We start from the raw sequence: 22,493 nt of genomic DNA, 5'->3' as shown, positions 1-22,493 counted from the left end.
GTTACGGCTGATTCTGGAAGCGGATTCGCAAAATGAGAAACGGGAGGGCTACACTATGGGAGGGGCGGAGGCAACACATGCGCCGAGGCGACGCATGGGAAGAGTCTCAGCGACTAATCTTCATCAAACCCGGAGTTGAACAGCTCGACCACCGCCGCCAGCGCGTTGACTTCATCGGGGCCGGTCGCTTCGACTTCGATGTGCCGACCCTGGGCGGAGTCCAGCATCAGCAGCGCGATGACGCTGCTGGCTTCGGCTTCGGTGCCGCTTTCGTTGCGCAGCATCACTTCGGCGTCGAAGCTTTGCACCAGTTCGAACAGTTTCATCGCCGGGCGCGCGTGCATGCCCAGCTTGTTTTTGATTTCAACCGTCTGTTTGACCGTCATTGCTTGCGCTTTTCCAGCGTGCGGTGGCGCGATTGCACGTTCTTGCCGCGCGAGCGGAAGTAATCGGCCAGCTGTTCCGCCACGTACACCGAACGGTGTTTGCCGCCGGTACAGCCGATGGCGACCGTCAGGTAGCTGCGATTGTTGGTTTCCAGCATCGGCAGCCACTGTTCCAGATAGCTGCGGGTCTGGTAAATGAAGTTATGCACTTCGGTATGGCGATCGAGGAACGACGCTACCGGCTTGTCCAGACCGGTCATCGGCCGCAGCTTCGGATCCCAGTGCGGGTTAGGCAGGAAGCGCACGTCGAACACGTAGTCGGCGTCGATAGGAATACCGTGCTTGAAGCCGAAGGATTCGAACACCATCGTCAGTTCGCGCTCGCGCTTGCCGAGCAGGCGGGTGCGCAGCATTTCGGCCAGTTCGTGCACCGACATTTCCGAGGTGTCGATAATCAGGTCAGCCCGCGAGCGCAGCGGTTCGAGCAGATCGCTCTCTTCGTCGATCGCGCTTTCCAGCGACAGGTTTTTGCTGGAGAGCGGGTGCAGGCGGCGGGTGTCGCTGTAACGGCGGATCAGCGTGTTGCGATCGGCGTCGAGGAACAGCAGCTGCGGCGAGAAGCTGTCCGGCAGCTGAGTCATCGCGTATTCGAACACTTCCGGCGATTCCGGCATGTTGCGCACGTCGATGCTGACCGCCGCGGAGATATTGCGTTCCGCCAGCGTATTGGCGAGCTGCGGCAGCAGAACCACCGGCAGGTTGTCAACGCAGTAAAAACCCATGTCTTCCAGCGCCCGCAAGGCGACGGATTTTCCGGAACCGGAACGGCCGCTGACAATCATCAGCACCATGTGGCAACTCCCCTGGCATCGCGGCGGCGTTCATCGCCACCGTTAAACTTTGTTATTCCGGCCGCAGCCGGATCCATCATCGTAAAACAGTATCGTTATCCGGGCTGGAAGTCACGCCGGCCGGGCATCACTCGGTGATGATTTGGTAAAGTTCTTCGTCGCTCTGCGCGGCGCGCAGGCGGCGGCATACGGTTTTGTCTGCCAGGCGTTTGGCGACCAGCGACAGCGTATGCAAATGGGTTTTGCACTGATCGGCAGGCACCAGCAGCGCAAACAGCAGATCGACCGGCTGATTGTCGATAGCGTCGAAAGCGATGGGTTGGTCGAGACGGATAAACACGCCAACGGCCCGCAGTGTGTCCTCTTCCAGTTTGCCGTGGGGAATGGCGATACCGTTGCCGATACCGGTGCTGCCCATGCGCTCCCGGGTGAGAACCGCGTCAAACACCACCTGCGAAGGCAGATTGAGCTGTTTGGCGGCCAGTTCGCTGATAATTTCCAAAGCCCGCTTCTTGCTGGTGCAGTGTACCGAGCTTTTGGTGCACTCGATGTTTAACACCGAGCTTAATTGCATATATTCGTTGTTCATCTCATCTTCACTTAAAACCGCGCCGCCGGGCGAACCCGGCAAGGCGGTTTTTCGTCGGTTTTGACCCTGATTACCGTTCGGCGCGTCACCCATGCGGGTCACGCGCCGAAGGGAGAGGCGGCGACGGATGCCGCCTCACGGAATGGGTCAGGGTGTCAGTGTTGCTTCAATTTGTCTTTATGTTTGTTCAATTGACGTGCCAATTTGTCGATCAGCGTATCAATTGCGGCATACATATTCTCGTCTTCCGAGGTGGCGTGCAACTCGCCTCCATTCACGTGCACCGTTGCTTCCGCAATTTGCTGCACTTTTTCCACACTTAATACAACATACACCTGATTGATGCGATCAAAATACTGTTCGAGTTTGGCGAACTTGTTGTTCACGAACTCGCGCAACGGATCGGTGATTTCGATGTGGTGTCCGGTAATGTTGAGCTGCATAGTGTCTTCCTTCTCAATAGAGGTCAAACCAACTGTTTGCGCTGGTTCGACGGCGGGATGGACAAAGACTCTCGGTACTTGGCGACGGTGCGCCGGGCCACGATGATCCCCTGATCGGCGAGCAGGGTGGCCAGCTTGCTGTCGCTGAGTGGTTTGGCGGGGTTTTCCGCCGCAATCAATTTCTTCACCAACGCGCGGATCGCCGTCGAGGAGGCTTCGCCGCCGCTGTCGGTATTCACGTGGCTGGAGAAGAAATATTTCAATTCGAAAATGCCGCGCGGGCTGTGCAGAAACTTCTGCGTGGTGACGCGCGAGATCGTCGATTCATGCATCTCCACGGCCTGGGCGATATCCGCCAGCACCATGGGTTTCATAAACTCTTCGCCTTGCTCGAAGAACGCCTGCTGCTGATCGACGATGCAGCGGGTGACCTTCAGCAACGTCTCGTTGCGGCTCTCCAGGCTTTTAATCAGCCACTTGGCTTCCTGCAGGTTGCTGCGGATGAACTGGCCGTCGGCTTCGCTGCGGGCGCTGTTGCCCAGCGCGGCGTACTGCTGATTGATCTTCAAACGCGGCACGCTGTCGCCGTTGAGCTCGACCGTCCATTTGTTCTGCGTTTTGCGCACCAGCACGTCCGGAATGACGTATTCCGATTCGCCGGTATTGATCGACTGCCCTGGGCGCGGATCGAGCGACTGAATCAGCAGCATCGCTTCTTTCAGTGTATCTTCTTTTAGCCGGGTTGATCGCATCAGGCTGCGAAAGTCGTGGTTGGCCAACAGATCCAGATGCTCGCTGATGATCAGCCGCGCTTCGGCCAGATAAGGCGTATCTTTGGCGTATTGGGAGAGCTGCACCAGCAGGCAATCGCGCAGATCGCGCGCGGCGACGCCGATCGGATCAAAACGCTGCACGCGCTTCAGCACCGCCTCGACTTCCTCGAGGGTCACGTTCTCGTCGCCCAGGCTTTCCAGAATGTCTTCCAGCGGGACGGTGAGATAGCCGGTGTCATCCACCGCGTCGACGATGGAAGTGGCGATGGCGGCGTCGGTATCGGAAAACGGCGTCAGATCCACCTGCCACATCAGATAATCCTGCAGCGTTTGGGTGGTCTCGCCCTGATAGACCGGCAGCTCGTCGTCGCTGTAGTCGGTGCCGGTGCCGGACGGCGTGCCCGCGGTATAGATTTCATCCCAGGTGGCGTCCAGCGGCAGCTCTTCCGGCATGTCTTTCTGCTCCAAGGCCTCGCGGGTATCGAGCCCCTCGGTCTCCTGGGTTTCTTTGGCGTCGATTTCGTCGTGCAGATCGGTCTGTTCAAGCAGCGGATTGCTCTCCAGCGCCAGCTGGATCTCTTGCTGAAGCTCAAGCGTGGACAACTGCAGCAGGCGGATCGCCTGCTGGAGCTGAGGTGTCATGGCCAGCTGTTGGCTGAGCCTGAGTTGCAAACCTTGCTTCATAGTTTTCTGTCTACTTCCGTTAACGGTGTCGTCCCGCAGGACGCGCCGGCGCTTAGAGGCGGAACTCTTCGCCCAGATAAACGCGTTTAACCTGCTCGTCGGCCAGAATAGCATCCGGCGTGCCGTGGGCAATCAGTTTGCCCTGGCTGACGATGTAGGCGCGTTCACACACGTCCAGCGTCTCGCGCACGTTGTGGTCGGTGATCAGCACGCCCAGGCCGCTGTCACGCAGGTGCTCGATGATTTTTTTGATGTCGATAACGGAAATCGGATCCACCCCGGCGAAGGGTTCGTCCAGCAGAATGAATTTCGGGTTGGCCGCCAGCGCGCGGGCAATTTCGACGCGGCGGCGTTCACCGCCGGACAGCGCCTGGCCGAGGCTGTCGCGCAGATGGGAGATATGGAACTCTTCCATCAGCTCTTTGGCGCGGTCTTCGCGCTGTTCGCTGGTGAGATCGGGACGGATCTCCAACACCGCCATCAGGTTGTCGTACACGCTCAGGCGGCGGAAGATCGACGCTTCCTGCGGCAGGTAACCGATGCCGCGGCGCGCACGGGCGTGCAGCGGCAACAGGCTGATGTCTTCCTCGTCGATCACGATGCGCCCGGCGTCGCGCGGCACGATGCCGACCACCATGTAGAAAGTGGTGGTTTTACCGGCGCCGTTCGGGCCGAGCAGGCCGACGATCTCGCCGGATTTCACTTTCAGGCTGACGTCTTCGACAACTTTACGGCCCTTGTAGGCTTTCGCCAGATTTTCTGCGATGAGTGTTGCCATAAGTGATTAGTTACTCTTTTTTTGCCCGTTTTTGTCTTGCAACTGCGACGGTACCAGAACCGTTGTCACGCGTTTGCCTTTGTCGCTAAACGCCTGCATTTGCTGCTGTTGCACCAGATAGGTGATGCGATCGCCTTTCACGTTGCTGTCGAGCTGCTCCAGATAGGCGTTGCCCGTCAGGGTCACCAGCTGGGTCGCCACGTCGTAACGCACTTTCTGCGCGTGGCCTTTGACCGGCTTGCCGCTGTCCTGCATCTGGTAGAAGGTTACCGGGTTGCCGAACGCTTCAATATAGGTCTTATTCTGATCTCCGCCCGGACGGGTGACCACCACCTTGTCAGCGCGGATATCGATGGTGCCCTGTTTGATCACCACGTTGTCAGTAAAGGTGCTGACGTTGCTTTGCATATCCAACGACTGCTTGAGCGAGTCGATGCTGACTGGCTGGCTGGAGTCGGATTTCAGCGCCAGAGCAGGGGCGCTGGCGGCCAAAACTAAGCTGCCGATCAACAGATTACGGAGTTGGTTTTTGGTTCTGGATTTCATAGTTGGTCTTAACCTTATCAATCAGCTCAGCGGTTTTGGTCCGCAGGTTCCCACGCATTTTCATGCCGTTAGAGGTAAAATTGGTCCCGTAAAGCGTGACTTCGTCATCGGAGGTGACGTCCTGGGTGACCAGGTTTACCTGAGCGTTGTCCGTCTTAATTTTTTCCAGCTGCGAGGTGGTGGTCAGGCTGTTTACCTCGACGTGGCCATACAGATACAGCATCCGGTCCTTCGTCAGTTTGGCGCGATCGGCGCGAACTGACCAGGTGGCCACCGCATTCTCGTCGAACAGCGTCATCACCGGCTGGGTGAACCAGCTCAGCTCGCCGGCGGTGTAATACTTCGCGTCTTCCGCCACCAGCTTATAATTCAGTTTACCGGCCGGATTGTACACCACGGTGACCGTGTGCTGGCTCTGGTAGGTCGGATCCTGATCGTTAGCCGGGCCAGGAGCCGTATCGTCGCTGAAGTCCGTCATGTTCCAGCCGATCAGCGCCAGAACGATCACCGTCAACAGGATGGTGATCCAAAGTTTGGTTTTACTCATATCGACAGCCCTTTGGCGTCCTCCAGCTTATTTTGAGCCAAAAGAATGATGTCGCACAGTTCGCGCACCGCGCCGCGGCCGCCGGCAATGCGGGTGACGTAGTGGGCTCGCGGCGTCAGCAGCGGATGGGCGTCTGCGACCGCGACCGCCAGGCCCACCTGCGCCATCACCGGCCAGTCGATCAGGTCATCGCCGATATAGGCGACCTGATCCGCCGTTAACGACAGTTTATCCAACAGTTCGCGGAAGGCCAAAAGCTTATCGGATTGCCCCTGATACAGATGGGTGATGCCGAGCGTTTGCGCGCGGTCTTCCAGCAGCTTGGCGGAGCGACCGGTAATGATCGCCACCTCGATGTCGGAGGTTTTCAGACAGCGGATGCCGTAACCGTCGCGCACGTTGAACGCCTTCAATTCTTCACCGTTGTTGCCCATGAAGATCAGGCCGTCCGACAGTACGCCGTCAACATCGCAAATCAACAGGCGGATGTTCCCGGCACGCGCCATAACCTCTTGTTCTACCGGCCCGTAGCAGGTTTCTACCATACCCATTCCGTTCTATTCCTTAATTAAACGACGCCGGCACGCAGCATGTCATGCATATGTACCACACCCAGCAACTGGTCGCCATCGGCAACCAGCAGCGCGGTGATGTGGCGTTGCTGCATCAGATTCAGCGCATCGACCGCCAGGAGGTTGGGACGCACCCGCACGCCGCCCGGCGTCATGACATCGGCGATCTTGGCTTCGTGCAGGTTGATGCCCATATCGAACACCCGGCGCAGGTCGCCATCGGTAAAGATGCCGGCGATTTTCATCAGATCGTCGCAGATCACCGTCAGACCCAGATTTTTGCGGGTGATTTCCAGCAGCGCGTCGCGCAATGAGGCGTCGGCGCTGACGTGGGGCATTTCGTCGCCGCTGTGCATGATATCGCTAACCCGCAGCAGCAGCTTGCGGCCGAGTGCGCCGCCCGGATGCGACAGCGCGAAATCTTCCGGCGTGAAACCGCGCGCCTTCAGCAGCGCGACGGCCAACGCATCGCCCATCACCAGCGTGGCGGTGGTGCTGGTGGTCGGCGCCAGCCCCAGCGGGCAGGCCTCCTGCGGCACCTTGATGCACAGGTGGATGTCCGCCGCCTTGCCCATCGAACTTTCCGGATTGTTGGTCATGCAGATGAGGGTGATCCGCTGCCGTTTCAACACCGGGATCAGCGCCAGGATCTCGCTGGACTCACCGGAGTTGGAGATGGCGAGCACGATATCCTGCGGAGTGACCATGCCCAAATCGCCATGGCTGGCTTCCGCCGGGTGAACGAAGAATGAGGGGGTGCCGGTGCTGGCGAAGGTCGCGGCGATCTTGCAGCCGATATGGCCGGATTTGCCCATGCCCATCACCACTACTTTGCCGCCGCAGGCGGCGATCGTTTCGCAGGCGCGGGTGAAGTCTGCGTTGATGTAGCTGTCGAGCTGAGCCAGCCCGTCACGCTCTATCTGAAGCACTTCTTTGCCGGCCTGTTGAAAATCGAAGCCCGGTTGCAACTCAATGTTCGACATACTCATTCCCGTCGGTTTAGCCGAAAGTACTGAAAGGGTTAAAGAACAGCACCGCAAGATACGCAATAAAGCCGCATAATAACAGCGCGCCGGCCAGGTGGCCGATGCGGTGTTTGCGGCCGATGCACAGCACGCTCAGCAGCACGCTGGCCGCCAGCATCACCCAGTAATCGCGCTGGAAGGCGGCGGCGTCCACGCTGCCCGGCGACAGCAGGGCGGGGACGCCCAGCACGATCACCGTGTTGAAAATATTGGAGCCGATGATATTGCCAATCGCCATATCATCTTCGCCCTTTAATGCTCCGGCGATGGACGTGGCCAGCTCGGGCAGGCTGGTGCCGATGGCGATAATGGTCAAGCCGACCACCAGTTCGCTGAGGCCGAAATAGTGCGCGATCACCGTCGCGTTATCGACCACCATTCTGGAAGAGAGCGGCAGAATGATAAACGCCAGCACCAGCCATAGCACCGCCACGGTATTGCTGCTGTCCTGCGGCAGTTCGGCGATCTGCTCCATGGTCAGGCTGTCGCTGCCCTCGCGCTGCGCCAGCCGGGCGATTTTCAGCATCAGCAGGATGAAACCGGCGGCGGCGGTCAGCAGCAGCACGCCGTCCAGCCTGCTCAGGGTGCCGTCCATCAACACGAAACCGCACAATACTGTGACCGCTAACATCAGCGGCAGTTCGCGCCGCAGTATTTCCGATCGTGCAGCCAGCGGGTGAATCAGCGCCGCGACGCCCAGGATCAATAAAATGTTGGTGATGTTGGAACCTAATACGTTGCCAACGGCCATATCTATCTGCCCGTTCAGCGCGGCGGTGGTGGACACGATCAGCTCCGGCAGTGAAGTGCCGATGCCGACGATGGTCATGCCGATGATCAACGGCGGCACGCCAAGCGAACGGGAAATCACGGCAGCACCATAAACTAAGCGGTCTGCACCATACACCAGTAGAAATAAACCAACGATTAATAATGCTATTGCGAGAAACATGCAGGGTCCTTTGTCGGGTATTATCCCGGTTCGTTGGTTAAAGCCGTCAATGCGGCGGTATTGCTTGCCCTCCGGTGCGTGCGCTTGAGCGCAGCAACGGTTTTTCCCGGCTAATTGTTGAACACTTTCGTTTTTTTTCGTTATGGCGCCAATTTTGACCGGGTGGCGCGGAAAAGTAAAACCAATGGCATCATTGGTTGCGAAATGGCAGTAAGTTTTTGTAAAGATGAGACGGATTGCGCCCATTGCTTTAACATCACGGGTAGATTCTGCAAAAGATGAGTCGTAAAGGGTCCATTAACATGCTCCAAAAGGCAGATAATTTGGTCGAAGTGCGCGACATGAGCTTCTCGCGCGGCGACCGGCGGATATTTGAAGACATCAACCTGACGGTGCCTCGCGGTAAGATCACGGCGATCATGGGGCCGTCGGGCATCGGCAAAACCACGCTGCTGCGTCTGATCGGCGGTCAGCTGACGCCGGACCGCGGGGAGATTTGGTTTGACGGCGACAACATTCCCGCATTGTCCCGCCGTCAGTTGTACGACGCGCGCAAAAAGATGAGCATGCTGTTCCAGTCGGGCGCGCTGTTCACCGATTTGACCGTATTCGAAAACGTGGCCTACCCGTTGCGTGAGCACAGCAACCTGCCTGAGCCCCTGCTGCGCAGCACGGTGCTGATGAAGCTGGAAGCGGTCGGGCTGCGCGGTGCGGCGCAGCTGATGCCCAATGAACTCTCCGGCGGCATGGCGCGCCGGGCGGCGTTGGCGCGCGCGATCGCGCTGGACCCGGAAATGATCATGTTCGACGAACCTTTCGTCGGCCAGGATCCGATCACCATGGGGGTGCTGGTCAAGCTGATCGACGAGTTGAACCATGCGCTGGGCATTACCTGCATCGTGGTGTCGCACGACGTGCCGGAGGTGCTGAGCATCGCCGACTACGCCTATATCGTGGCCGATCACCGGGTGATTGCCGAAGGCACCACGCAGCAATTGCAGAACAATCCTGATGCGCGCGTGCGCCAGTTCCTGGATGGTATAGCGGATGGACCGGTGCCGTTCCGCTATCCGGCCGGGGATTATCAGACTGAACTGCTAGGCTTAGGGAGTAAATAAGCTCATGTTATTAAGAGCGTTAGCGTCTCTGGGGCGCAGTGGCATCAACACCAGCGCCAGCTTCGGCCGCGCCGGGTTGATGCTGTTCAACGCATTGATTGGCCGGCCGGAACCCGGCAAGCAGTGGCCGCTGTTGTTGAAACAGCTTTACAGCGTCGGCGTGCAGTCGCTGCTGATCATCATGGTTTCCGGGCTGTTTATCGGCATGGTGCTGGGCCTGCAGGGGTATATCGTGCTTACCACTTACAGCGCTGAAGCCAGCCTCGGCATGATGGTGGCGCTGTCGCTGCTGCGCGAGCTGGGGCCGGTGGTGACGGCGCTGCTGTTCGCCGGCCGCGCCGGTTCCGCGCTCACGGCGGAAATCGGCCTGATGAAGGCGACGGAACAGATCTCCAGCCTGGAAATGATGGCGGTCGATCCGCTGCGGCGCATCGTGGCGCCGCGTTTCTGGGCGGGGATGATCAGCATGCCGCTGCTGACCATCATCTTCGTGGCGATCGGCATTTGGGGCGGCTCGGTGGTCGGCGTGGATTGGAAGGGCATCGACAGCGGCTTCTTCTGGTCGGCGATGCAAGGCGCCGTAGAGTGGAAAAAAGATCTGCTCAACTGCCTGATCAAGAGCGTGGTGTTCGCCATTACCGTAACCTGGATTGCCATTTTCAACGGGTATGACGCCGTGCCTACCTCTGAAGGGATTAGCCGGGCGACGACGCGTACCGTGGTGCATTCGTCACTGGCGGTGTTGGGATTGGATTTCGTGCTGACCGCACTGATGTTTGGGAATTGATTCGATGCAAACGAAGAAGAGTGAAATCTGGGTTGGGGCATTCATGCTGATCGCGCTGTGCGCCATCGTGTTTATCTGCCTGCAGGTGGCGAACCTTAAATCGATCGGCAGCGAGCCGACCTACCGCGTTTACGCGACGTTCGACAATATCGGCGGCCTGAAACCGCGTTCGCCGGTGAAGATCGGCGGCGTGGTGATCGGCCGCGTGGCGGACATCGAACTCGATCCGAAAACCTACACGCCGCGCGTGGCGCTCGATATCCAGAAAAAGTACGACGAAATCCCGGATACCAGCTCGCTGGCGATCCGCACCTCCGGCCTGCTGGGCGAGCAATATCTGGCGCTTAACGTGGGCTTCGAAGATCCTGATATGGGCACCACCATTCTGAAAGACGGCGGCACCATTCAGGACACTAAATCAGCCATGGTTCTGGAAGATCTGATCGGCCAGTTCCTGTATAAAAGCGGCGGTCAGGACAGCGCCAAACCGGGAGACGCGGCCGCTGAGCCCGCTGCCGGCGCTGCACCGCAACCCGCTGTTCCAAATCATTAAGAGAGGATACCTGCATGTTTAAACGTTTACTGATGGTGGCTCTGCTGGTGGTTGCGCCGCTGGCGAGCGCAGCCGACCAAACCAATCCTTACAGCATGATGCAAGACGCGGCGCAGAAGACCTTCAGCCGTTTGAAGAACGAACAGCCGAAGATCAAGCAGGACCCGAACTACCTGCGCTCCATCGTGCATCAGGAACTGATGCCGTTCGTGCAGGTGAAATACGCCGGCGCGCTGGTGCTGGGCCGTTACTACAAAGATGCGACTCCTGCGCAGCGCGAAGCTTACTTCACCGCTTTCCAGGCTTACCTGGAGCAGGCTTACGGCCAGGCGCTGGCGATGTACCACGGCCAGACTTACCAGATCGCGCCTGAACAGCCGCTGGGCAACGCCGACATCGTGGCCATTCGCGTCACCATCATCGACAACGGCGGCCGCCCGCCGGTGCGTCTGGATTTCCAATGGCGCAAGAACAGCAAAACCGGCTACTGGCAGGCGTATGACATGATCGCCGAAGGCGTCAGCATGATCACCACCAAGCAAAACGAGTGGGCGTCTACGCTGCGTACTCAGGGCATCGACGGCTTGACCAAACAGCTGCAGGCCGCTGCCGCGCAGCCCATCTCGCTGGACAAGAAAAACTGATGTCGGCAGCGCTCAGCTTCGAATCAGAGCAGCAGACGCTGATCCTGCGCGGTGAACTGGACCGTGAAACGCTGCTGCCGTTGTGGCGGCAGCGCGACGCGCTGATGGCGGATAAAACCGCGATCGACGTGGCGCAACTGCAGCGCGTGGACTCCTCCGGGCTGGCGCTGTTGCTGCATCTGCAGGAAGAGCAGCGCCAACGTGGCGTCGCGCTAAAAATTTTCGGCGTCACCGAGCGTCTGAAAACGCTGATCGCGCTCTACAACCTGCAGGCGATAATGCCTGTCGATACCGCCGGTTAGCGGCGTTTTACACCGCCTTTGCGTGGTTAAACGATACAAAGCCCCTGTTATGCAGGGGCTTTTTCTTTAGTTTAAGAAAACATCGTATTCCACTAAGATACTAGGCTGTTTATGATCCTTTAGCGGCAGAACTGGATACTATGGAAACCAACGAGATTAAAGACGTGCTGATGCAGGCATTGGCACTGGATGAAGCGCACGTGACGGGCGACGGCAGCCATTTTCAAGCGATCGTGGTCGGCGAACTGTTCGCCGGCATGAGCCGCGTCAAAAAACAGCAGACGGTTTACGCACCGCTGATGGAATACATTGCGGACAACCGCATTCATGCCTTGTCTATCAAGGCGTACACCCCTGAAGAGTGGCAGCGAGACCGCAAACTCAACGGATTTTAAGGCTGTTTGCCCTGCCGGGCGGGCAGCTTCAGATTAGATAACAGAGAGTAGTCAGATGGATAAATTTCGTGTGCAGGGTCGGACCCGCCTGAGCGGTGAAGTGTCTATTTCCGGGGCCAAAAACGCCGCCCTGCCGATCCTGTTCGCCGCCCTGTTGGCGGAAGAGCCGGTCGAGCTGCAGAATGTCCCCAAGCTGAAGGACATCGACACCACCATTAAACTGCTCAGCCAGTTGGGCACCAAGATTGAGCGCAACGGTTCGGTCTTCGTGGACGCCAGCGGCGTGAACGAGTTTTGCGCGCCTTACGATCTGGTGAAAACCATGCGCGCTTCCATCTGGGCGCTGGGGCCGCTGGTGGCACGTTTCGGCCGCGGCCAGGTTTCCCTGCCGGGTGGCTGCGCGATCGGCGCGCGTCCGGTCGATCTGCACATCACCGGCCTGGAGCAGTTGGGGGCCGAGATCAAGCTGGAAGAAGGTTACGTCAAGGCGTCCGTCGATGGCCGTCTGAAAGGCGCGCACATCGTGATGGACAAGGTGAGCGTGGGCGCGACCGTGACCATCATGAGCGCCGCGACCCTGGCAACAGGCACGACCGTTATCGAGAACGCCGCGCGTGAGCCGGAAATTGTCGATACCGCCAACTTCCTCAATACGCTGGGCGCGAAGATCAGCGGCGCAGGCAGCGACAAGATCACCATCGAGGGCGTCGAGCGTCTGGGCGGCGGCGTGTATCGTGTGCTGCCTGACCGTATCGAGACCGGTACCTTCCTGATCGCCGCCGCGGTTTCCGGCGGCAAAGTGATGTGCCGCAACACCCGTCCGGATACGCTGGATGCGGTGCTGGCCAAACTGCGTGAAGCCGGTGCCGATATCGAAGTGGGCGAAGACTGGATCAGCCTGGACATGCACGGCAAGCGCCCGAAAGCGGTCACCGTGCGCACCGCGCCGCACCCGGGCTTCCCGACCGACATGCAGGCTCAGTTCAGCCTGTTGAACCTGGTGGCGGAAGGCACCGGCGTTATCACCGAGACCATCTTCGAAAACCGTTTCATGCACGTGCCGGAATTGATCCGCATGGGGGCGCACGCGGAAATCGAGAGCAACACCGTGATCTGCCATGGCGTTGAACAGCTGTCCGGTGCTCAGGTGATGGCGACCGATCTGCGCGCTTCCGCCAGCCTGGTGATCGCCGGCTGCATCGCCGACGGCGTGACCGTCGTCGATCGCATCTACCATATCGATCGCGGCTATGAGCGTATTGAAGACAAGCTGCGCGCGCTGGGTGCGAACATCGAGCGTGTGAAAGGCGAGTAAGGCATTAGCGCCGGCGCGGCTGCGTCGGCAGGATGAAAATCAAAGGGCCGGCTATCAATGCCGGCCCTTTTTTAATTGCTGTCTTCCGGGAATTCACCCACCGTCATTTTCAACGTAATGCGCTTGCCGTCACGCAGCACGATAACCGGTATCTCGGTGCCCGGTCTGATCTCCGCCACCTGATCCATGGTCTCCAGCACGGACACCGCCGGTTTGTTATCCACGTTGATGATGATGTCGTTGATCTGGAAGCCGGCGTTGCTCGCCGGGCCGTTTGGCGTAATCTCGGTCACGATGATGCCTTGAAGGCGATCGATGCCGGAATTGGACGAGCGCAGCGGAATGATCTCTTTGCCCTGAATGCCGAAATAGCCGCGGATGACGCGGCCGTCGCGGATCAGCTTGTCCATGATTTTGGTGGCCAGTTCGATCGGAATGGCGAAGCCGAGGCCCTCTGGCGTTTCGCCGTCGGTAATTTTGTCATAGGTCAGGGTGTTGATGCCGATCAGCTCGCCCAGCGAGTTGACCAGCGCGCCGCCGGAGTTGCCGCGGTTGATGGAGGCGTCGGTCTGCAGGAACGTCTGTCGGCCGGTGGTGCTCATACTGATGCGGCCGGTGGCGCTGAGGATGCCCTGTGTGACGGTCTGCCCCAGGTTATAGGGGTTGCCGATCGCCAGCACGACGTCGCCGACGTGGGCAACGCGATTTTTATTGGTCGGGATCACCGGCAAATTGCCGGGATCGATCTTCAGCACCGCCAAATCGGTCAGGCCGTCCGAGCCGACCAACAGCGCTTCGTAGCGGCGGCCATCCTGCAACACCACGGTGATCTGCTGAGCGTCTTTGATCACGTGGCGGTTGGTGATGATATAGCCGCGTTCATTCATGATCACGCCGGAACCGAGCGACAGTACGTTGGCGGCCCCGTTCAGGTTGCGGTTGTAAATATTCACCACGGCGGGCGCGGCGCGGCGCACCGCTTTGTTGTAGCTCACTGGCGTTTCGTCGCTGGTACTCTCAGGTTTGTCTGCAAACAGGCCGTTGGAAGAACGCAGCATGGGCAGTGCGGCCAGCAGCAGGCCAGCAACGATGAGACCGATAACGACAGAACGCAAGAGCTTAGCAAACATGGAGTTTTCGTGGTGTGGTGAACGATGTTCGGAGGATAGCATGAGTTAACCGGGCGCAGTATGTCACCGAGCCCGGTTTTTGCACAAATTAACGCAGCAGCAGATAAATGGTTTCGTTGCCGCGCACGATATTGAGCGCCATCACCGGTGGCTTGGCCTCCAGCACTTTACGCAGCGTGGTGATGTTGTCCACGCGCTGACGGTTGACGCCGATGATCACGTCGCCTTTCTGCAGGCCGATCTGCGCCGCCGTTGACCCTTTATCCACGTTCTCCACCTTCACGCCCTTGTCGCCGCTCGGCAACGCGCCATTACTGAGGGAAACCCCCTGCAGCGCCGGCGACAGCGTTTCGGCGTTGGTCGAGGCGCTCTCGCTGTTGTCCAGCGTGACCGAGACTTCCTGCGGTTTGCCATCGCGCAGCAGGCCCACCTTGAGGGTTTTGCCCGGCGCGGTGGTGCCGACTTTGGCGCGCAGTTCGGCGAAGCTGCTCACCGGTTTACCGTCGACGGAGACCAGGATATCCCCGGCCTTGATGCCCGCCTTGGCGGCGGCGGATTTCGGCAGCACTTCGCTGACGAAGGCGCCGCGCTGCGCGTCGGTGTTGAAGGCTTTGGCCATATCCGGGGTCATTTCGCTGCCCTTGATGCCCAGCAGGCCGCGTTTCACTTCGCCGAATTCAATCAGCTGCTGGCTCAGGTTCTGCGCCATATTGCTCGGAATGGCGAAACCGATGCCGACGTTGCCGCCGCTCGGCGCCAGAATGGCGGTATTGATGCCGATCAGCTCGCCGTTCAGGTTAACCAGCGCGCCGCCGGAGTTGCCGCGGTTGATGGAGGCGTCGGTCTGAATGAAGTTTTCCAGCCCTTCCAGATTCAGGCCGGAGCGGCCCAGCGCCGAGATAATGCCGGAAGTGGCGGTTTGGCCCAGGCCAAACGGGTTGCCGACCGCGACGGCAAAGTCGCCGACGCGCAGCTGATCGGAATCGGCCATCTTGATGGCGGTCAGGTTTTTGGTGTCGCTGAGCTGCAACAGGGCGATGTCGGATTGCTCATCGCGGCCGACCAGCTTGGCGTCCAGCTCGCGACCGTCGTTCAACTGCACGCGGATTTTATCGGCGTTGTTGATGACGTGGTTGTTGGTCAGCACATAGCCTTTGGCGGCGTCGATGATAACGCCGGAACCCAGCCCTTCAAACGGACGGGAGCTTTGCTGCTGGCCGGGGAAGTTAGGGCCGAAGAAGCGTCTGAACTCTTCCGGCAGTTGTTGACGCTGCACCTGAGTGCCGGCGACATGCACGCTCACTACGGCGGGCAAGACTTTTTCCAGCATCGGCGCCAGGCTCGGCAGCGGCTGCCCCTGAACGGCGACGGGCAGGGCCGCGTTGGCCACCGGTACGGAGCTGAGCGTCAGGCCGAGGCTCATTGCCAATGCACTAAGAATTAACGACTTTTTCTTCATTGATTATAACTCTCTCAATACCTGCCGATGAAAATTCGATGATAAGGCAATCACCTTGTCATAGTGAAGGGTAAGACCGTGAATTTGCGTGCAAAGTTCAGTAAAGGTAATGCGAGGGAAGGTCAAGACGGTAAACGGAGGAAGCCCGCGGGTGGCCCCGCGGGCGAAGGGGATCAGTCGCGGCGCGCGCTTTGCCCGCGCAGCAGGCCGGAGGCGCCTTCCGAATAGTCGCGCGGCATTTCCACCGGCGCTTGATCGTTGTCTGCTTCCGCTTCGGTCAGGCGATAGCGGAACGGATTTTCCTGCATCGGCAGATCCGGCAGCAGGTTGTTCGAGCTTTTCGCCATGTGCTGATACAGCTGACGATAATCGCGCGCCATGTTGTCCAGCAGCTCGGCGCTGCGGGCAAAGTGGCCGACCAGCTCCTGACGGTACTCTTCCAGCTCGGTTTTGCTCTTGTCCAGCTCGTTCTGCAGGACTTGTTGTTGACGTAATTTACGGTTGCCAAAACGCATCGCCACCGCACCAATCACGATACCGACGACCAAACCAATCAGCGCATACTCCCAGGTCATGATGACTCCTATTTTGACTTCGTTGTTCCGCAGGGATTTTTCACTTAATAATATCCACTATAACCGTTAACCTTGTCCGAGTGGAATCCTGATGCGCTTCCACCTAATTTTTACAGGGTTTTCAGCGGCGCCCGCAGCGGGCATTTGTGGCGATAACGGTGCGAATCGGCATCAACTTGCCGCCAACGTTGGCTAAATAATTTCTAAGCGTTCTTAGGGAACATCGAACAGATGCAGGCACTATCACCGTTATCTCGCTACCAGCAGGCGCTGGATGCGGGGGAATATCAGGCCGATGAGGTTCAACGCCGGGCCGTCACTCAACTGGATCGCATTTATCAGGCTCTGTTGCAAAAGCCGGCGGTGAGCGCGCCTGCCGGCGGGCTGCGCGGCAAGCTCAGCCGCTTGCTGGGCAAGGGCGGCGACACGGCGCCGCAGCGCCCGGTGCAGGGGCTGTATATGTGGGGCGGCGTCGGGCGCGGCAAAACCTGGTTGATGGATATGTTCTTCCACAGTTTGCCGGGCGATCGCAAAATGCGTCTGCACTTTCACCGCTTCATGCTGCGGGTGCATGAAGAACTGACCGAGTTGCAGGGGCGGGAAAACCCGCTGGAAATCGTCGCCGACGGCTTTAAGGCCGAGACCGACGTGCTGTGTTTCGACGAATTCTTCGTGTCCGACATCACCGACGCCATGCTGCTGGCCACGCTGCTGCAGGCGCTGTTCGCGCGCGGCATCACGCTGGTGGCCACGTCGAATATCCCGCCGGACGATCTGTACCGCAACGGTCTGCAGCGGGCGCGTTTCCTGCCGGCCATCGATCTGATCAACGAGTACTGCGACGTGATGAACGTCGACGCCGGCATCGACTATCGTCTGCGTACCCTGACCCAGGCGCACCTCTACCTGACGCCGCTGAGCGACCAGACGCGCGAGACGCTGGATCGGATGTTCGTCAAGCTGGCGGGCAAGGCGGGGGATGACGCGCCGGTGCTGCAGATCAACCATCGGCCGCTGCAGGCTATCCGTTCGGTGGACGGCGTGCTGGCGGTGGATTTCCACACGCTGTGCGAAGAGGCGCGCAGCCAACTGGACTACATCGCGCTGTCGCGGCTGTATCACAGCGTGATCCTGTATAATGTGCGGGTGATGGGGCCGCTGAAAGAGAATACCGCGCGCCGTTTCCTGGCGTTGGTGGACGAATTCTACGAGCGGCACATCAAGCTGGTGATCGGCGCCGAAGCGTCGATGTTCGAGATCTATCAGGGGGTGCAGCTGAAATTTGAATTCCAGCGCTGCCTGTCGCGCCTGCAGGAAATGCAGAGCGAAGAGTACCTCAAGCTGCCGCATTTGCCCTGAGTCTGCCGGGCTTGCCGCCGCCGTATCGCCGGTTGTCCGCCGCCGGCGATAAATTTATTTTCCATTCAAAAACCGTTCGATCTTTGTGAGCGACTTCTCTATAATCTTGCGACCCCACGTTACAACAAAGTTTTTTTTCCCAAAAACTTTATAGTGCCGGCAATGGCTATTCGAAGGGGTAGGTTTGCTGGACTTGTATGGTCGTGTGAGCCTCAACTGTTTTCGAGCGTTTGGGTGTTCACCAACGTGTAACTAATTATTGGGTAAGCTTTCTAATGAAAACTTTTACAGCTAAACCAGAAACCGTAAAACGCGACTGGTACGTTGTTGATGCAGATGGTAAAACTTTAGGCCGTCTCGCTACTGAACTGGCTCGTCGCCTGCGCGGCAAGCATAAAGCGGAATACACCCCGCACGTGGATACCGGTGATTACATCATCGTTCTGAATGCTGACAAAGTTGCTGTAACCGGCAACAAGCGTACAGACAAAGTGTACTACCACCACACCGGCCACATCGGTGGTATCAAGCAAGCGACCTTTGAAGAGATGATTGCCCGCCGTCCTGAGCGCGTGATTGAAATCGCGGTTAAAGGCATGCTGCCAAAGGGCCCGCTGGGTCGTGCTATGTTCCGTAAACTGAAAGTTTACGCGGGCACCGAGCACAATCACGCGGCACAGCAACCGCAAGTTCTGGACATTTAATCGGGATTAATGGCAATGGCTGAAAATCAATACTACGGCACTGGTCGCCGCAAAAGCTCCGCCGCTCGCGTCTTCATCAAGCCGGGCAACGGTAACATCGTTATCAACCAGCGCAGCCTGGAACAGTACTTCGGTCGCGAAACTGCCCGCATGGTAGTTCGTCAGCCGCTGGAACTGGTCGACATGGTTGGCAAACTGGATCTGTACATCACCGTTAAAGGTGGTGGTATCTCCGGTCAAGCTGGCGCCATCCGTCACGGTATCACCCGTGCACTGATGGAGTACGATGAGACTCTGCGTTCTGAACTGCGTAAAGCTGGCTTCGTCACCCGTGACGCTCGTCAGGTTGAACGTAAGAAAGTCGGTCTGCGTAAAGCACGTCGTCGTCCGCAGTTCTCCAAGCGTTAATTTCCGCTGCTTCGGCAGTGCGATTTACGCAAAAAACCCGGTGCTTCACCGGGTTTTTTTATGCCTGAAATCCGCCGTCCCCGACTAAAATCTGTGGTATATCAGACAATTCAACATGAATTCGCCGCAGCGTCCCCACAAAACAAGCAAAATCTGGTAAACTATCACCCACTTTTGCGCCTGTTCGCCGTGCAGTTGACCTCCTGGGCCGGTTTTTTATGGGTTCGGGTCGCGCTGCGTGCTGCCGGCCTGCGGCAAGATTATTCAGGATAGCAGCCTGTCAGTTGGCTATTCGCAGTATTTTCTAGATAACTTGGAGGTTTTCATGGCTGTCGCTGCCAACAAACGTTCGGTAATGACGCTGTTCTCTGGCCCGACCGACATTTTTAGCCATCAAGTACGCATCGTACTGGCGGAGAAAGGTGTCAGCGTCGAGATCGAGCAGGTCGAAATGGATAACCTGCCGCAAGATCTGATTGACCTCAACCCTTACCAGACGGTGCCTACGCTGGTCGATCGCGAACTGACCCTGTATGAATCCCGCATCATCATGGAATACCTGGATGAGCGCTTCCCGCACCCGCCGTTGATGCCGGTTTACCCGGTTGCCCGTGGTGAGAGCCGTCTGATGATGCTGCGCATCGAGAAGAACTGGTACTCGCTGATGGACAAGATCGAGAAGAGCAGCGGTCAGGAAGCAGAATCCGCCCGCCGCCAACTGCGTGAAGAGCTGCTGGCGATCGCGCCTATTTTCGGCCAGGCGCCGTATTTCATGAGCGAAGAGTTCAGCCTGGTGGATTGCTACCTGGCACCGCTGTTGTGGCGTCTGCCGCAGCTGGGCATCGAGTTGAGCGGCGCCGGCTCCAAAGAGCTGAAAGGCTACATGACCCGCGTCTTCGAACGCGACGCTTTCCTGGCTTCCCTGACCGAAGCCGAGCGTGAAATGCGCCTGCAAACCCGGGGCTAAGCGCGATGGACATGTCTCAGATGACGCCGCGTCGCCCGTATCTGCTGCGGGCGTTCTATGACTGGCTGCTGGATAACCAGCTGACGCCGCACCTGGTGGTCGACGTGACTCGCCCTGATGTTCAGGTGCCGATGGAGTTCGCGCGCGATGGCCAGATCGTGTTGAATATCGCGCCGCGCGCGGTAGGCAACCTGGCGTTGGGCAACGAAGACGTGCAGTTCAACGCGCGCTTCGGCGGCGTGCCGCGCCAGGTTTCGGTGCCGATGGCCGCCGTGCTGGCGATCTATGCGCGTGAGAACGGCGCCGGCACGATGTTTGAACCGGAAGCCGCCTACGACGAAAGCGAAGGCGTGTTCGAAGGTTTGGACAATGAGACGATCCCTTCGGAAACGTTGATGTCGGTGATCGACGGCGATCGCCCGGATACCGCGGAAGATGACGGCTCGGACGACGAACCGCCGCAGCCGCCGCGCGGTGGCCGCCCGGCGCTGCGCGTGGTAAAATAAGCCCGCGTGAACAAACGAAAAAGCACCCCGTGGGGTGCTTTTTTTTGCCCTGACGACGCGGATCAGCCTTTCAAGGCGGCAATGCAGGCATCGCGCGGCGCGCTGAGATCGCCTACGCGCACGGTGGACAGCGCGCGAGCCGCGCGCTCACGGAAGCTGGTGATGGCTGTGTCGCCTTGCACTTCCGGCGGCGCGGTGCAGATGTCATTGAGCGGCAGATCGTTGCCTTTGTTGAGCGCCTGCAATACCGCCGCCGGGTTGTAGATCAGGGCGGCGGAGAGGGCAGATTTAATGCCGGCGGTAAATCCGGCATTGCCGCCGCCGGCCAGCTTGGGCGCCAGGGCAATCCAGTTGTCGTCCCCCAACCGTATGCTGTTTTCCACGGCGCTGAACTGCCCGGCCTTGCCCAACTGCGCCACGACCGGCCGCGCGCCGCGCGCTTCGATATTGTAACCGACCTCCTGCGAATCCAGCGCCAGGGCTGAGGCGCTGAAACTGACGGCCAGCAGTGCGCCGGCCAACAGGGAAATGGAGCATTTCATGTTCGCTATCCTTATCTCGGTGTCAGGCGCAGCCGCGCCCTGCAATGGTGCTAACTCAATACTATAGCGCGTTGAGGCAGTGAGAAGGGGGGAGGTTGTTACAAAGCGTGGCCGGTTAAAACAAAGGCCCGGCAATGTGCCGGGCCTTTGGCGGTACGGAAGGTTTACACTTCCAGGTAGTTCATGATGCCGTCTGCCGCTTTGCGGCCTTCGGCGATCGCCGTCACCACCAGGTCGGAGCCGCGGACCGCGTCGCCACCGGCGAAGATTTTCGGGTTGCTGGTCTGGAACGCGTTGTCGCTGCCTTCCGGCGCCACGATGCGGCCCTGTTTATCGAGCTGCACGTCGTGCGCCGCCAGCCAGTCCATGCGGTGTGGGCGGAAGCCGAACGCCATCACCACCGCGTCGGCGTCGATCACGTGCTCGGAACCCGGCACCTGCTCCGCCGCCTGGCGGCCGTTGGCATCCGGCGCACCCAGCTGAGTGCGCACCATTTTCACCCCGGCCACGCGGCCGGCGCTGTTCAGTTCGATGCTCAGCGGCTGCAGGTTGAACTGGAAGTCCACCCCTTCTTCCCGGGCGTTCTTCACTTCGCGCTTGGAGCCCGGCATGTTGGCCTCGTCGCGGCGGTAGGCGCAGGTGACCTGCGTCGCGCCCTGACGCACCGAGGTGCGCACGCAGTCCATGGCGGTATCGCCGCCGCCCAGCACCACCACCCGTTTGCCTTCCATGCTGACATAAGGCTCGTGCTGCTCGGTTTCATACCCCATCAGCTGCTTGGTGTTGGCGATCAGGAACGGCAGCGCGTCGTACACGCCCTGCGCATCCTCATTCTCCAGCCCGCCACGCATCGATTGATAGGTGCCGACGCCGAGGAACACCGCATCGTACTCGCTCAGCAAAGTCTCCATGCTGACGTCTTTGCCCACTTCGGTATTCAACTGGAACTCGATGCCCATCTCGCTGAAGATGCCGCGGCGTTTGACCATCACTTCCTTTTCCAGCTTGAAGGCCGGGATGCCGAAGGTCAGCAGGCCGCCGATCTCAGGATGACGATCATACACCACCGCCTTGACGCCGTTGCGGGTCAGCACGTCAGCGCAGGCCAACCCGGCGGGGCCGGCACCGACGATCGCCACGCGCTTGCCGGTCGGCTGCACGTGCGACATGTCCGGCTTCCAGCCCATTTCGATGGCCTTATCGCTGATGTAACGCTCGATATTGCCGATGGTGACCGCGCCGAACTCGTCGTTCAGGGTGCAAGACCCTTCGCACAGGCGATCCTGCGGGCATACGCGGCCGCACACCTCCGGCAGGCTGTTGGTCTGATGCGCCAGGTCCGCCGCTTCCATGATGCGGCCTTCGTTGGCCAGCTTCAGCCAGTTCGGGATGTAGTTGTGCACCGGGCACTTCCACTCGCAATACGGGTTGCCGCAGGACAGACAGCGGTCCGCCTGGGCTTTGGCCTGGGTTTCCGAAAACGGTTCGTAGATCTCGACGAACTCGATTTTGCGGATCTTCAGCGGTTTCTTAGGCGGATCAACACGCTGCAGGTCGATAAATTGATAAACGTTCTGGCTCAT

28 protein-coding genes are annotated in these 22,493 nt (G+C 59.1%); 12 read left to right on the top strand and 16 right to left on the bottom strand.

Annotated elements, in window-relative coordinates; genetic code table 11:
- Positions 1 to 113: 113 nt before the first annotated feature.
- The 11 genes from npr to EDY99_RS18460 form a co-directional block, all read right to left on the bottom strand.
- A complete protein-coding gene (gene npr / locus EDY99_RS18510; protein WP_004937034.1) occupies positions 114 to 386 on the bottom strand; it encodes a PTS phosphocarrier protein NPr in 273 nt (90 codons plus the stop codon).
- On the bottom strand, positions 383 to 1,237 hold the full coding sequence (gene rapZ, locus EDY99_RS18505) for an RNase adapter RapZ (protein WP_015379177.1): 855 nt from the start codon (positions 1,235 to 1,237) through the stop codon (positions 383 to 385). Before rapZ ends, npr begins: the two co-directional genes overlap by 4 nt.
- Before the next feature lie 127 nt (positions 1,238 to 1,364).
- Complete coding sequence (ptsN, locus tag EDY99_RS18500) at positions 1,365 to 1,826, bottom strand: PTS IIA-like nitrogen regulatory protein PtsN (RefSeq protein WP_016930212.1); 462 nt, start codon at positions 1,824 to 1,826, stop codon at positions 1,365 to 1,367.
- Positions 1,827 to 1,981: 155 nt separating this feature from the next.
- Positions 1,982 to 2,269 carry a ribosome hibernation promoting factor gene (gene hpf, locus EDY99_RS18495; protein WP_004937038.1) on the bottom strand — a complete coding sequence of 96 codons (288 nt, stop codon included), beginning with the start codon at positions 2,267 to 2,269 and terminating at the stop codon, positions 1,982 to 1,984.
- A 23-nt stretch (positions 2,270 to 2,292) separates the two neighbouring features.
- Positions 2,293 to 3,726, bottom strand: a complete 1,434-nt coding sequence (gene rpoN, locus EDY99_RS18490; protein WP_004937039.1) for an RNA polymerase factor sigma-54 — start codon at positions 3,724 to 3,726, stop codon at positions 2,293 to 2,295.
- Positions 3,727 to 3,778: 52 nt separating this feature from the next.
- Positions 3,779 to 4,504, bottom strand: coding sequence for an LPS export ABC transporter ATP-binding protein (gene lptB / locus EDY99_RS18485; protein WP_004937040.1), 726 nt, complete (start codon positions 4,502 to 4,504; stop codon positions 3,779 to 3,781).
- 6 nt (positions 4,505 to 4,510) lie between these two features.
- Positions 4,511 to 5,050 carry a lipopolysaccharide ABC transporter substrate-binding protein LptA gene (gene lptA / locus EDY99_RS18480; RefSeq protein WP_025160121.1) on the bottom strand — a complete coding sequence of 180 codons (540 nt, stop codon included), beginning with the start codon at positions 5,048 to 5,050 and terminating at the stop codon, positions 4,511 to 4,513.
- The gene (lptC, locus tag EDY99_RS18475) at positions 5,019 to 5,597 is read right to left on the bottom strand and encodes an LPS export ABC transporter periplasmic protein LptC (RefSeq protein ID WP_033644491.1); all 579 of its coding nucleotides are present in this window, start codon (positions 5,595 to 5,597) and stop codon (positions 5,019 to 5,021) included. Before lptC ends, lptA begins: the two co-directional genes overlap by 32 nt.
- Complete coding sequence (gene kdsC, locus EDY99_RS18470) at positions 5,594 to 6,148, bottom strand: 3-deoxy-manno-octulosonate-8-phosphatase KdsC (protein ID WP_021505108.1); 555 nt, start codon at positions 6,146 to 6,148, stop codon at positions 5,594 to 5,596. Before kdsC ends, lptC begins: the two co-directional genes overlap by 4 nt.
- A gap of 17 nt (positions 6,149 to 6,165) precedes the next feature.
- Positions 6,166 to 7,152 carry an arabinose-5-phosphate isomerase KdsD gene (gene kdsD, locus EDY99_RS18465; protein ID WP_033644492.1) on the bottom strand — a complete coding sequence of 329 codons (987 nt, stop codon included), beginning with the start codon at positions 7,150 to 7,152 and terminating at the stop codon, positions 6,166 to 6,168.
- Between the two features lie 16 nt (positions 7,153 to 7,168).
- A complete protein-coding gene (locus EDY99_RS18460) occupies positions 7,169 to 8,146 on the bottom strand; it encodes a calcium/sodium antiporter (protein WP_033644493.1) in 978 nt (325 codons plus the stop codon).
- A 302-nt stretch (positions 8,147 to 8,448) separates the two neighbouring features.
- On the opposite strand from EDY99_RS18460, the gene mlaF reads away from it, so the two are divergent.
- The 7 genes from mlaF to murA all read left to right on the top strand — a co-directional run bounded on the left by mlaF (position 8,449) and on the right by murA (position 13,260).
- On the top strand, positions 8,449 to 9,264 hold the full coding sequence (gene mlaF, locus EDY99_RS18455) for a phospholipid ABC transporter ATP-binding protein MlaF (RefSeq protein WP_033644494.1): 816 nt from the start codon (positions 8,449 to 8,451) through the stop codon (positions 9,262 to 9,264).
- Between the two features lie 4 nt (positions 9,265 to 9,268).
- Positions 9,269 to 10,051, top strand: a complete 783-nt coding sequence (gene mlaE, locus EDY99_RS18450; RefSeq protein WP_033644495.1) for a lipid asymmetry maintenance ABC transporter permease subunit MlaE — start codon at positions 9,269 to 9,271, stop codon at positions 10,049 to 10,051.
- Positions 10,052 to 10,055: 4 nt separating this feature from the next.
- A complete protein-coding gene (gene mlaD, locus EDY99_RS18445; RefSeq protein ID WP_033644497.1) occupies positions 10,056 to 10,604 on the top strand; it encodes an outer membrane lipid asymmetry maintenance protein MlaD in 549 nt (182 codons plus the stop codon).
- Between the two features lie 14 nt (positions 10,605 to 10,618).
- Positions 10,619 to 11,248 carry a phospholipid-binding protein MlaC gene (gene mlaC / locus EDY99_RS18440; protein ID WP_033644498.1) on the top strand — a complete coding sequence of 210 codons (630 nt, stop codon included), beginning with the start codon at positions 10,619 to 10,621 and terminating at the stop codon, positions 11,246 to 11,248.
- Positions 11,248 to 11,550 carry a lipid asymmetry maintenance protein MlaB gene (gene mlaB, locus EDY99_RS18435; RefSeq protein ID WP_033644499.1) on the top strand — a complete coding sequence of 101 codons (303 nt, stop codon included), beginning with the start codon at positions 11,248 to 11,250 and terminating at the stop codon, positions 11,548 to 11,550. The genes mlaC and mlaB overlap by 1 nt, the downstream gene beginning before the upstream one ends.
- Before the next feature lie 140 nt (positions 11,551 to 11,690).
- Positions 11,691 to 11,945: a BolA family iron metabolism protein IbaG gene (gene ibaG / locus EDY99_RS18430; RefSeq protein WP_025304370.1), complete on the top strand. Its 255-nt coding sequence runs from the start codon at positions 11,691 to 11,693 to the stop codon at positions 11,943 to 11,945.
- 55 nt (positions 11,946 to 12,000) lie between these two features.
- Positions 12,001 to 13,260 carry a UDP-N-acetylglucosamine 1-carboxyvinyltransferase gene (gene murA / locus EDY99_RS18425; RefSeq protein WP_019453131.1) on the top strand — a complete coding sequence of 420 codons (1,260 nt, stop codon included), beginning with the start codon at positions 12,001 to 12,003 and terminating at the stop codon, positions 13,258 to 13,260.
- 71 nt (positions 13,261 to 13,331) lie between these two features.
- On the opposite strand, the gene degS is transcribed toward murA, so the two are convergent.
- The 3 genes from degS to zapG form a co-directional block, all read right to left on the bottom strand.
- A complete protein-coding gene (gene degS, locus EDY99_RS18420) occupies positions 13,332 to 14,390 on the bottom strand; it encodes an outer membrane-stress sensor serine endopeptidase DegS (RefSeq protein WP_042785432.1) in 1,059 nt (352 codons plus the stop codon).
- Between the two features lie 88 nt (positions 14,391 to 14,478).
- On the bottom strand, positions 14,479 to 15,849 hold the full coding sequence (degQ, locus tag EDY99_RS18415; RefSeq protein WP_025304368.1) for a serine endoprotease DegQ: 1,371 nt from the start codon (positions 15,847 to 15,849) through the stop codon (positions 14,479 to 14,481).
- 173 nt (positions 15,850 to 16,022) lie between these two features.
- Positions 16,023 to 16,424, bottom strand: a complete 402-nt coding sequence (gene zapG / locus EDY99_RS18410; protein WP_004937074.1) for a Z-ring associated protein ZapG — start codon at positions 16,422 to 16,424, stop codon at positions 16,023 to 16,025.
- Between the two features lie 231 nt (positions 16,425 to 16,655).
- Between zapG and zapE the strand changes: the two genes are divergently transcribed.
- The 5 genes from zapE (at position 16,656) to sspB (ending at position 20,368) form a co-directional block, all read left to right on the top strand.
- Entirely contained in the window at positions 16,656 to 17,783 is a 1,128-nt protein-coding gene (gene zapE, locus EDY99_RS18405; RefSeq protein WP_033651255.1) for a cell division protein ZapE, read from the top strand.
- Between the two features lie 275 nt (positions 17,784 to 18,058).
- Complete coding sequence (rplM, locus tag EDY99_RS18400) at positions 18,059 to 18,487, top strand: 50S ribosomal protein L13 (protein WP_004937079.1); 429 nt, start codon at positions 18,059 to 18,061, stop codon at positions 18,485 to 18,487.
- A gap of 15 nt (positions 18,488 to 18,502) precedes the next feature.
- The gene (gene rpsI / locus EDY99_RS18395) at positions 18,503 to 18,895 is read left to right on the top strand and encodes a 30S ribosomal protein S9 (protein ID WP_004937080.1); all 393 of its coding nucleotides are present in this window, start codon (positions 18,503 to 18,505) and stop codon (positions 18,893 to 18,895) included.
- A gap of 325 nt (positions 18,896 to 19,220) precedes the next feature.
- Positions 19,221 to 19,862 carry a stringent starvation protein SspA gene (gene sspA, locus EDY99_RS18390; protein ID WP_004937082.1) on the top strand — a complete coding sequence of 214 codons (642 nt, stop codon included), beginning with the start codon at positions 19,221 to 19,223 and terminating at the stop codon, positions 19,860 to 19,862.
- A gap of 5 nt (positions 19,863 to 19,867) precedes the next feature.
- On the top strand, positions 19,868 to 20,368 hold the full coding sequence (sspB, locus tag EDY99_RS18385; RefSeq protein WP_033644502.1) for a ClpXP protease specificity-enhancing factor: 501 nt from the start codon (positions 19,868 to 19,870) through the stop codon (positions 20,366 to 20,368).
- 62 nt (positions 20,369 to 20,430) lie between these two features.
- Here the strand turns inward: sspB and EDY99_RS18380 are convergent, their stop codons facing one another.
- Together EDY99_RS18380 and EDY99_RS18375 are read right to left on the bottom strand one after the other, a co-directional pair.
- Positions 20,431 to 20,910, bottom strand: coding sequence for a hypothetical protein (locus EDY99_RS18380; RefSeq protein ID WP_033644504.1), 480 nt, complete (start codon positions 20,908 to 20,910; stop codon positions 20,431 to 20,433).
- 164 nt (positions 20,911 to 21,074) lie between these two features.
- Positions 21,075 to 22,493 carry a glutamate synthase small subunit gene (locus EDY99_RS18375; protein WP_033644505.1) on the bottom strand — a complete coding sequence of 473 codons (1,419 nt, stop codon included), beginning with the start codon at positions 22,491 to 22,493 and terminating at the stop codon, positions 21,075 to 21,077.

This window comes from Serratia sp. LS-1 (assembly GCF_003719595.1).
GTDB classification, from domain to species: domain Bacteria; phylum Pseudomonadota; class Gammaproteobacteria; order Enterobacterales; family Enterobacteriaceae; genus Serratia; species Serratia ureilytica.
The sequence above is the reverse complement of the archived record's forward strand: the minus strand, read 5'-3'. Positions and strand labels throughout refer to the sequence as shown.

Coding starts and splice junctions, on each gene's coding strand:
- npr (WP_004937034.1), bottom strand. CDS start 386: ATGACGGTCAAACAGACGGTTGAAATCAAAAACAAGCTGGGCATGCAC.
- rapZ (WP_015379177.1), bottom strand. CDS start 1,237: ATGGTGCTGATGATTGTCAGCGGCCGTTCCGGTTCCGGAAAATCCGTC.
- ptsN (WP_016930212.1), bottom strand. CDS start 1,826: ATGAACAACGAATATATGCAATTAAGCTCGGTGTTAAACATCGAGTGC.
- hpf (WP_004937038.1), bottom strand. CDS start 2,269: ATGCAGCTCAACATTACCGGACACCACATCGAAATCACCGATCCGTTG.
- rpoN (WP_004937039.1), bottom strand. CDS start 3,726: ATGAAGCAAGGTTTGCAACTCAGGCTCAGCCAACAGCTGGCCATGACA.
- lptB (WP_004937040.1), bottom strand. CDS start 4,504: ATGGCAACACTCATCGCAGAAAATCTGGCGAAAGCCTACAAGGGCCGT.
- lptA (WP_025160121.1), bottom strand. CDS start 5,050: ATGAAATCCAGAACCAAAAACCAACTCCGTAATCTGTTGATCGGCAGC.
- lptC (WP_033644491.1), bottom strand. CDS start 5,597: ATGAGTAAAACCAAACTTTGGATCACCATCCTGTTGACGGTGATCGTT.
- kdsC (WP_021505108.1), bottom strand. CDS start 6,148: ATGGGTATGGTAGAAACCTGCTACGGGCCGGTAGAACAAGAGGTTATG.
- kdsD (WP_033644492.1), bottom strand. CDS start 7,152: ATGTCGAACATTGAGTTGCAACCGGGCTTCGATTTTCAACAGGCCGGC.
- EDY99_RS18460 (WP_033644493.1), bottom strand. CDS start 8,146: ATGTTTCTCGCAATAGCATTATTAATCGTTGGTTTATTTCTACTGGTG.
- mlaF (WP_033644494.1), top strand. CDS start 8,449: ATGCTCCAAAAGGCAGATAATTTGGTCGAAGTGCGCGACATGAGCTTC.
- mlaE (WP_033644495.1), top strand. CDS start 9,269: ATGTTATTAAGAGCGTTAGCGTCTCTGGGGCGCAGTGGCATCAACACC.
- mlaD (WP_033644497.1), top strand. CDS start 10,056: ATGCAAACGAAGAAGAGTGAAATCTGGGTTGGGGCATTCATGCTGATC.
- mlaC (WP_033644498.1), top strand. CDS start 10,619: ATGTTTAAACGTTTACTGATGGTGGCTCTGCTGGTGGTTGCGCCGCTG.
- mlaB (WP_033644499.1), top strand. CDS start 11,248: ATGTCGGCAGCGCTCAGCTTCGAATCAGAGCAGCAGACGCTGATCCTG.
- ibaG (WP_025304370.1), top strand. CDS start 11,691: ATGGAAACCAACGAGATTAAAGACGTGCTGATGCAGGCATTGGCACTG.
- murA (WP_019453131.1), top strand. CDS start 12,001: ATGGATAAATTTCGTGTGCAGGGTCGGACCCGCCTGAGCGGTGAAGTG.
- degS (WP_042785432.1), bottom strand. CDS start 14,390: ATGTTTGCTAAGCTCTTGCGTTCTGTCGTTATCGGTCTCATCGTTGCT.
- degQ (WP_025304368.1), bottom strand. CDS start 15,849: ATGAAGAAAAAGTCGTTAATTCTTAGTGCATTGGCAATGAGCCTCGGC.
- zapG (WP_004937074.1), bottom strand. CDS start 16,424: ATGACCTGGGAGTATGCGCTGATTGGTTTGGTCGTCGGTATCGTGATT.
- zapE (WP_033651255.1), top strand. CDS start 16,656: ATGCAGGCACTATCACCGTTATCTCGCTACCAGCAGGCGCTGGATGCG.
- rplM (WP_004937079.1), top strand. CDS start 18,059: ATGAAAACTTTTACAGCTAAACCAGAAACCGTAAAACGCGACTGGTAC.
- rpsI (WP_004937080.1), top strand. CDS start 18,503: ATGGCTGAAAATCAATACTACGGCACTGGTCGCCGCAAAAGCTCCGCC.
- sspA (WP_004937082.1), top strand. CDS start 19,221: ATGGCTGTCGCTGCCAACAAACGTTCGGTAATGACGCTGTTCTCTGGC.
- sspB (WP_033644502.1), top strand. CDS start 19,868: ATGGACATGTCTCAGATGACGCCGCGTCGCCCGTATCTGCTGCGGGCG.
- EDY99_RS18380 (WP_033644504.1), bottom strand. CDS start 20,910: ATGAAATGCTCCATTTCCCTGTTGGCCGGCGCACTGCTGGCCGTCAGT.
- EDY99_RS18375 (WP_033644505.1), bottom strand. CDS start 22,493: ATGAGCCAGAACGTTTATCAATTTATCGACCTGCAGCGTGTTGATCCG.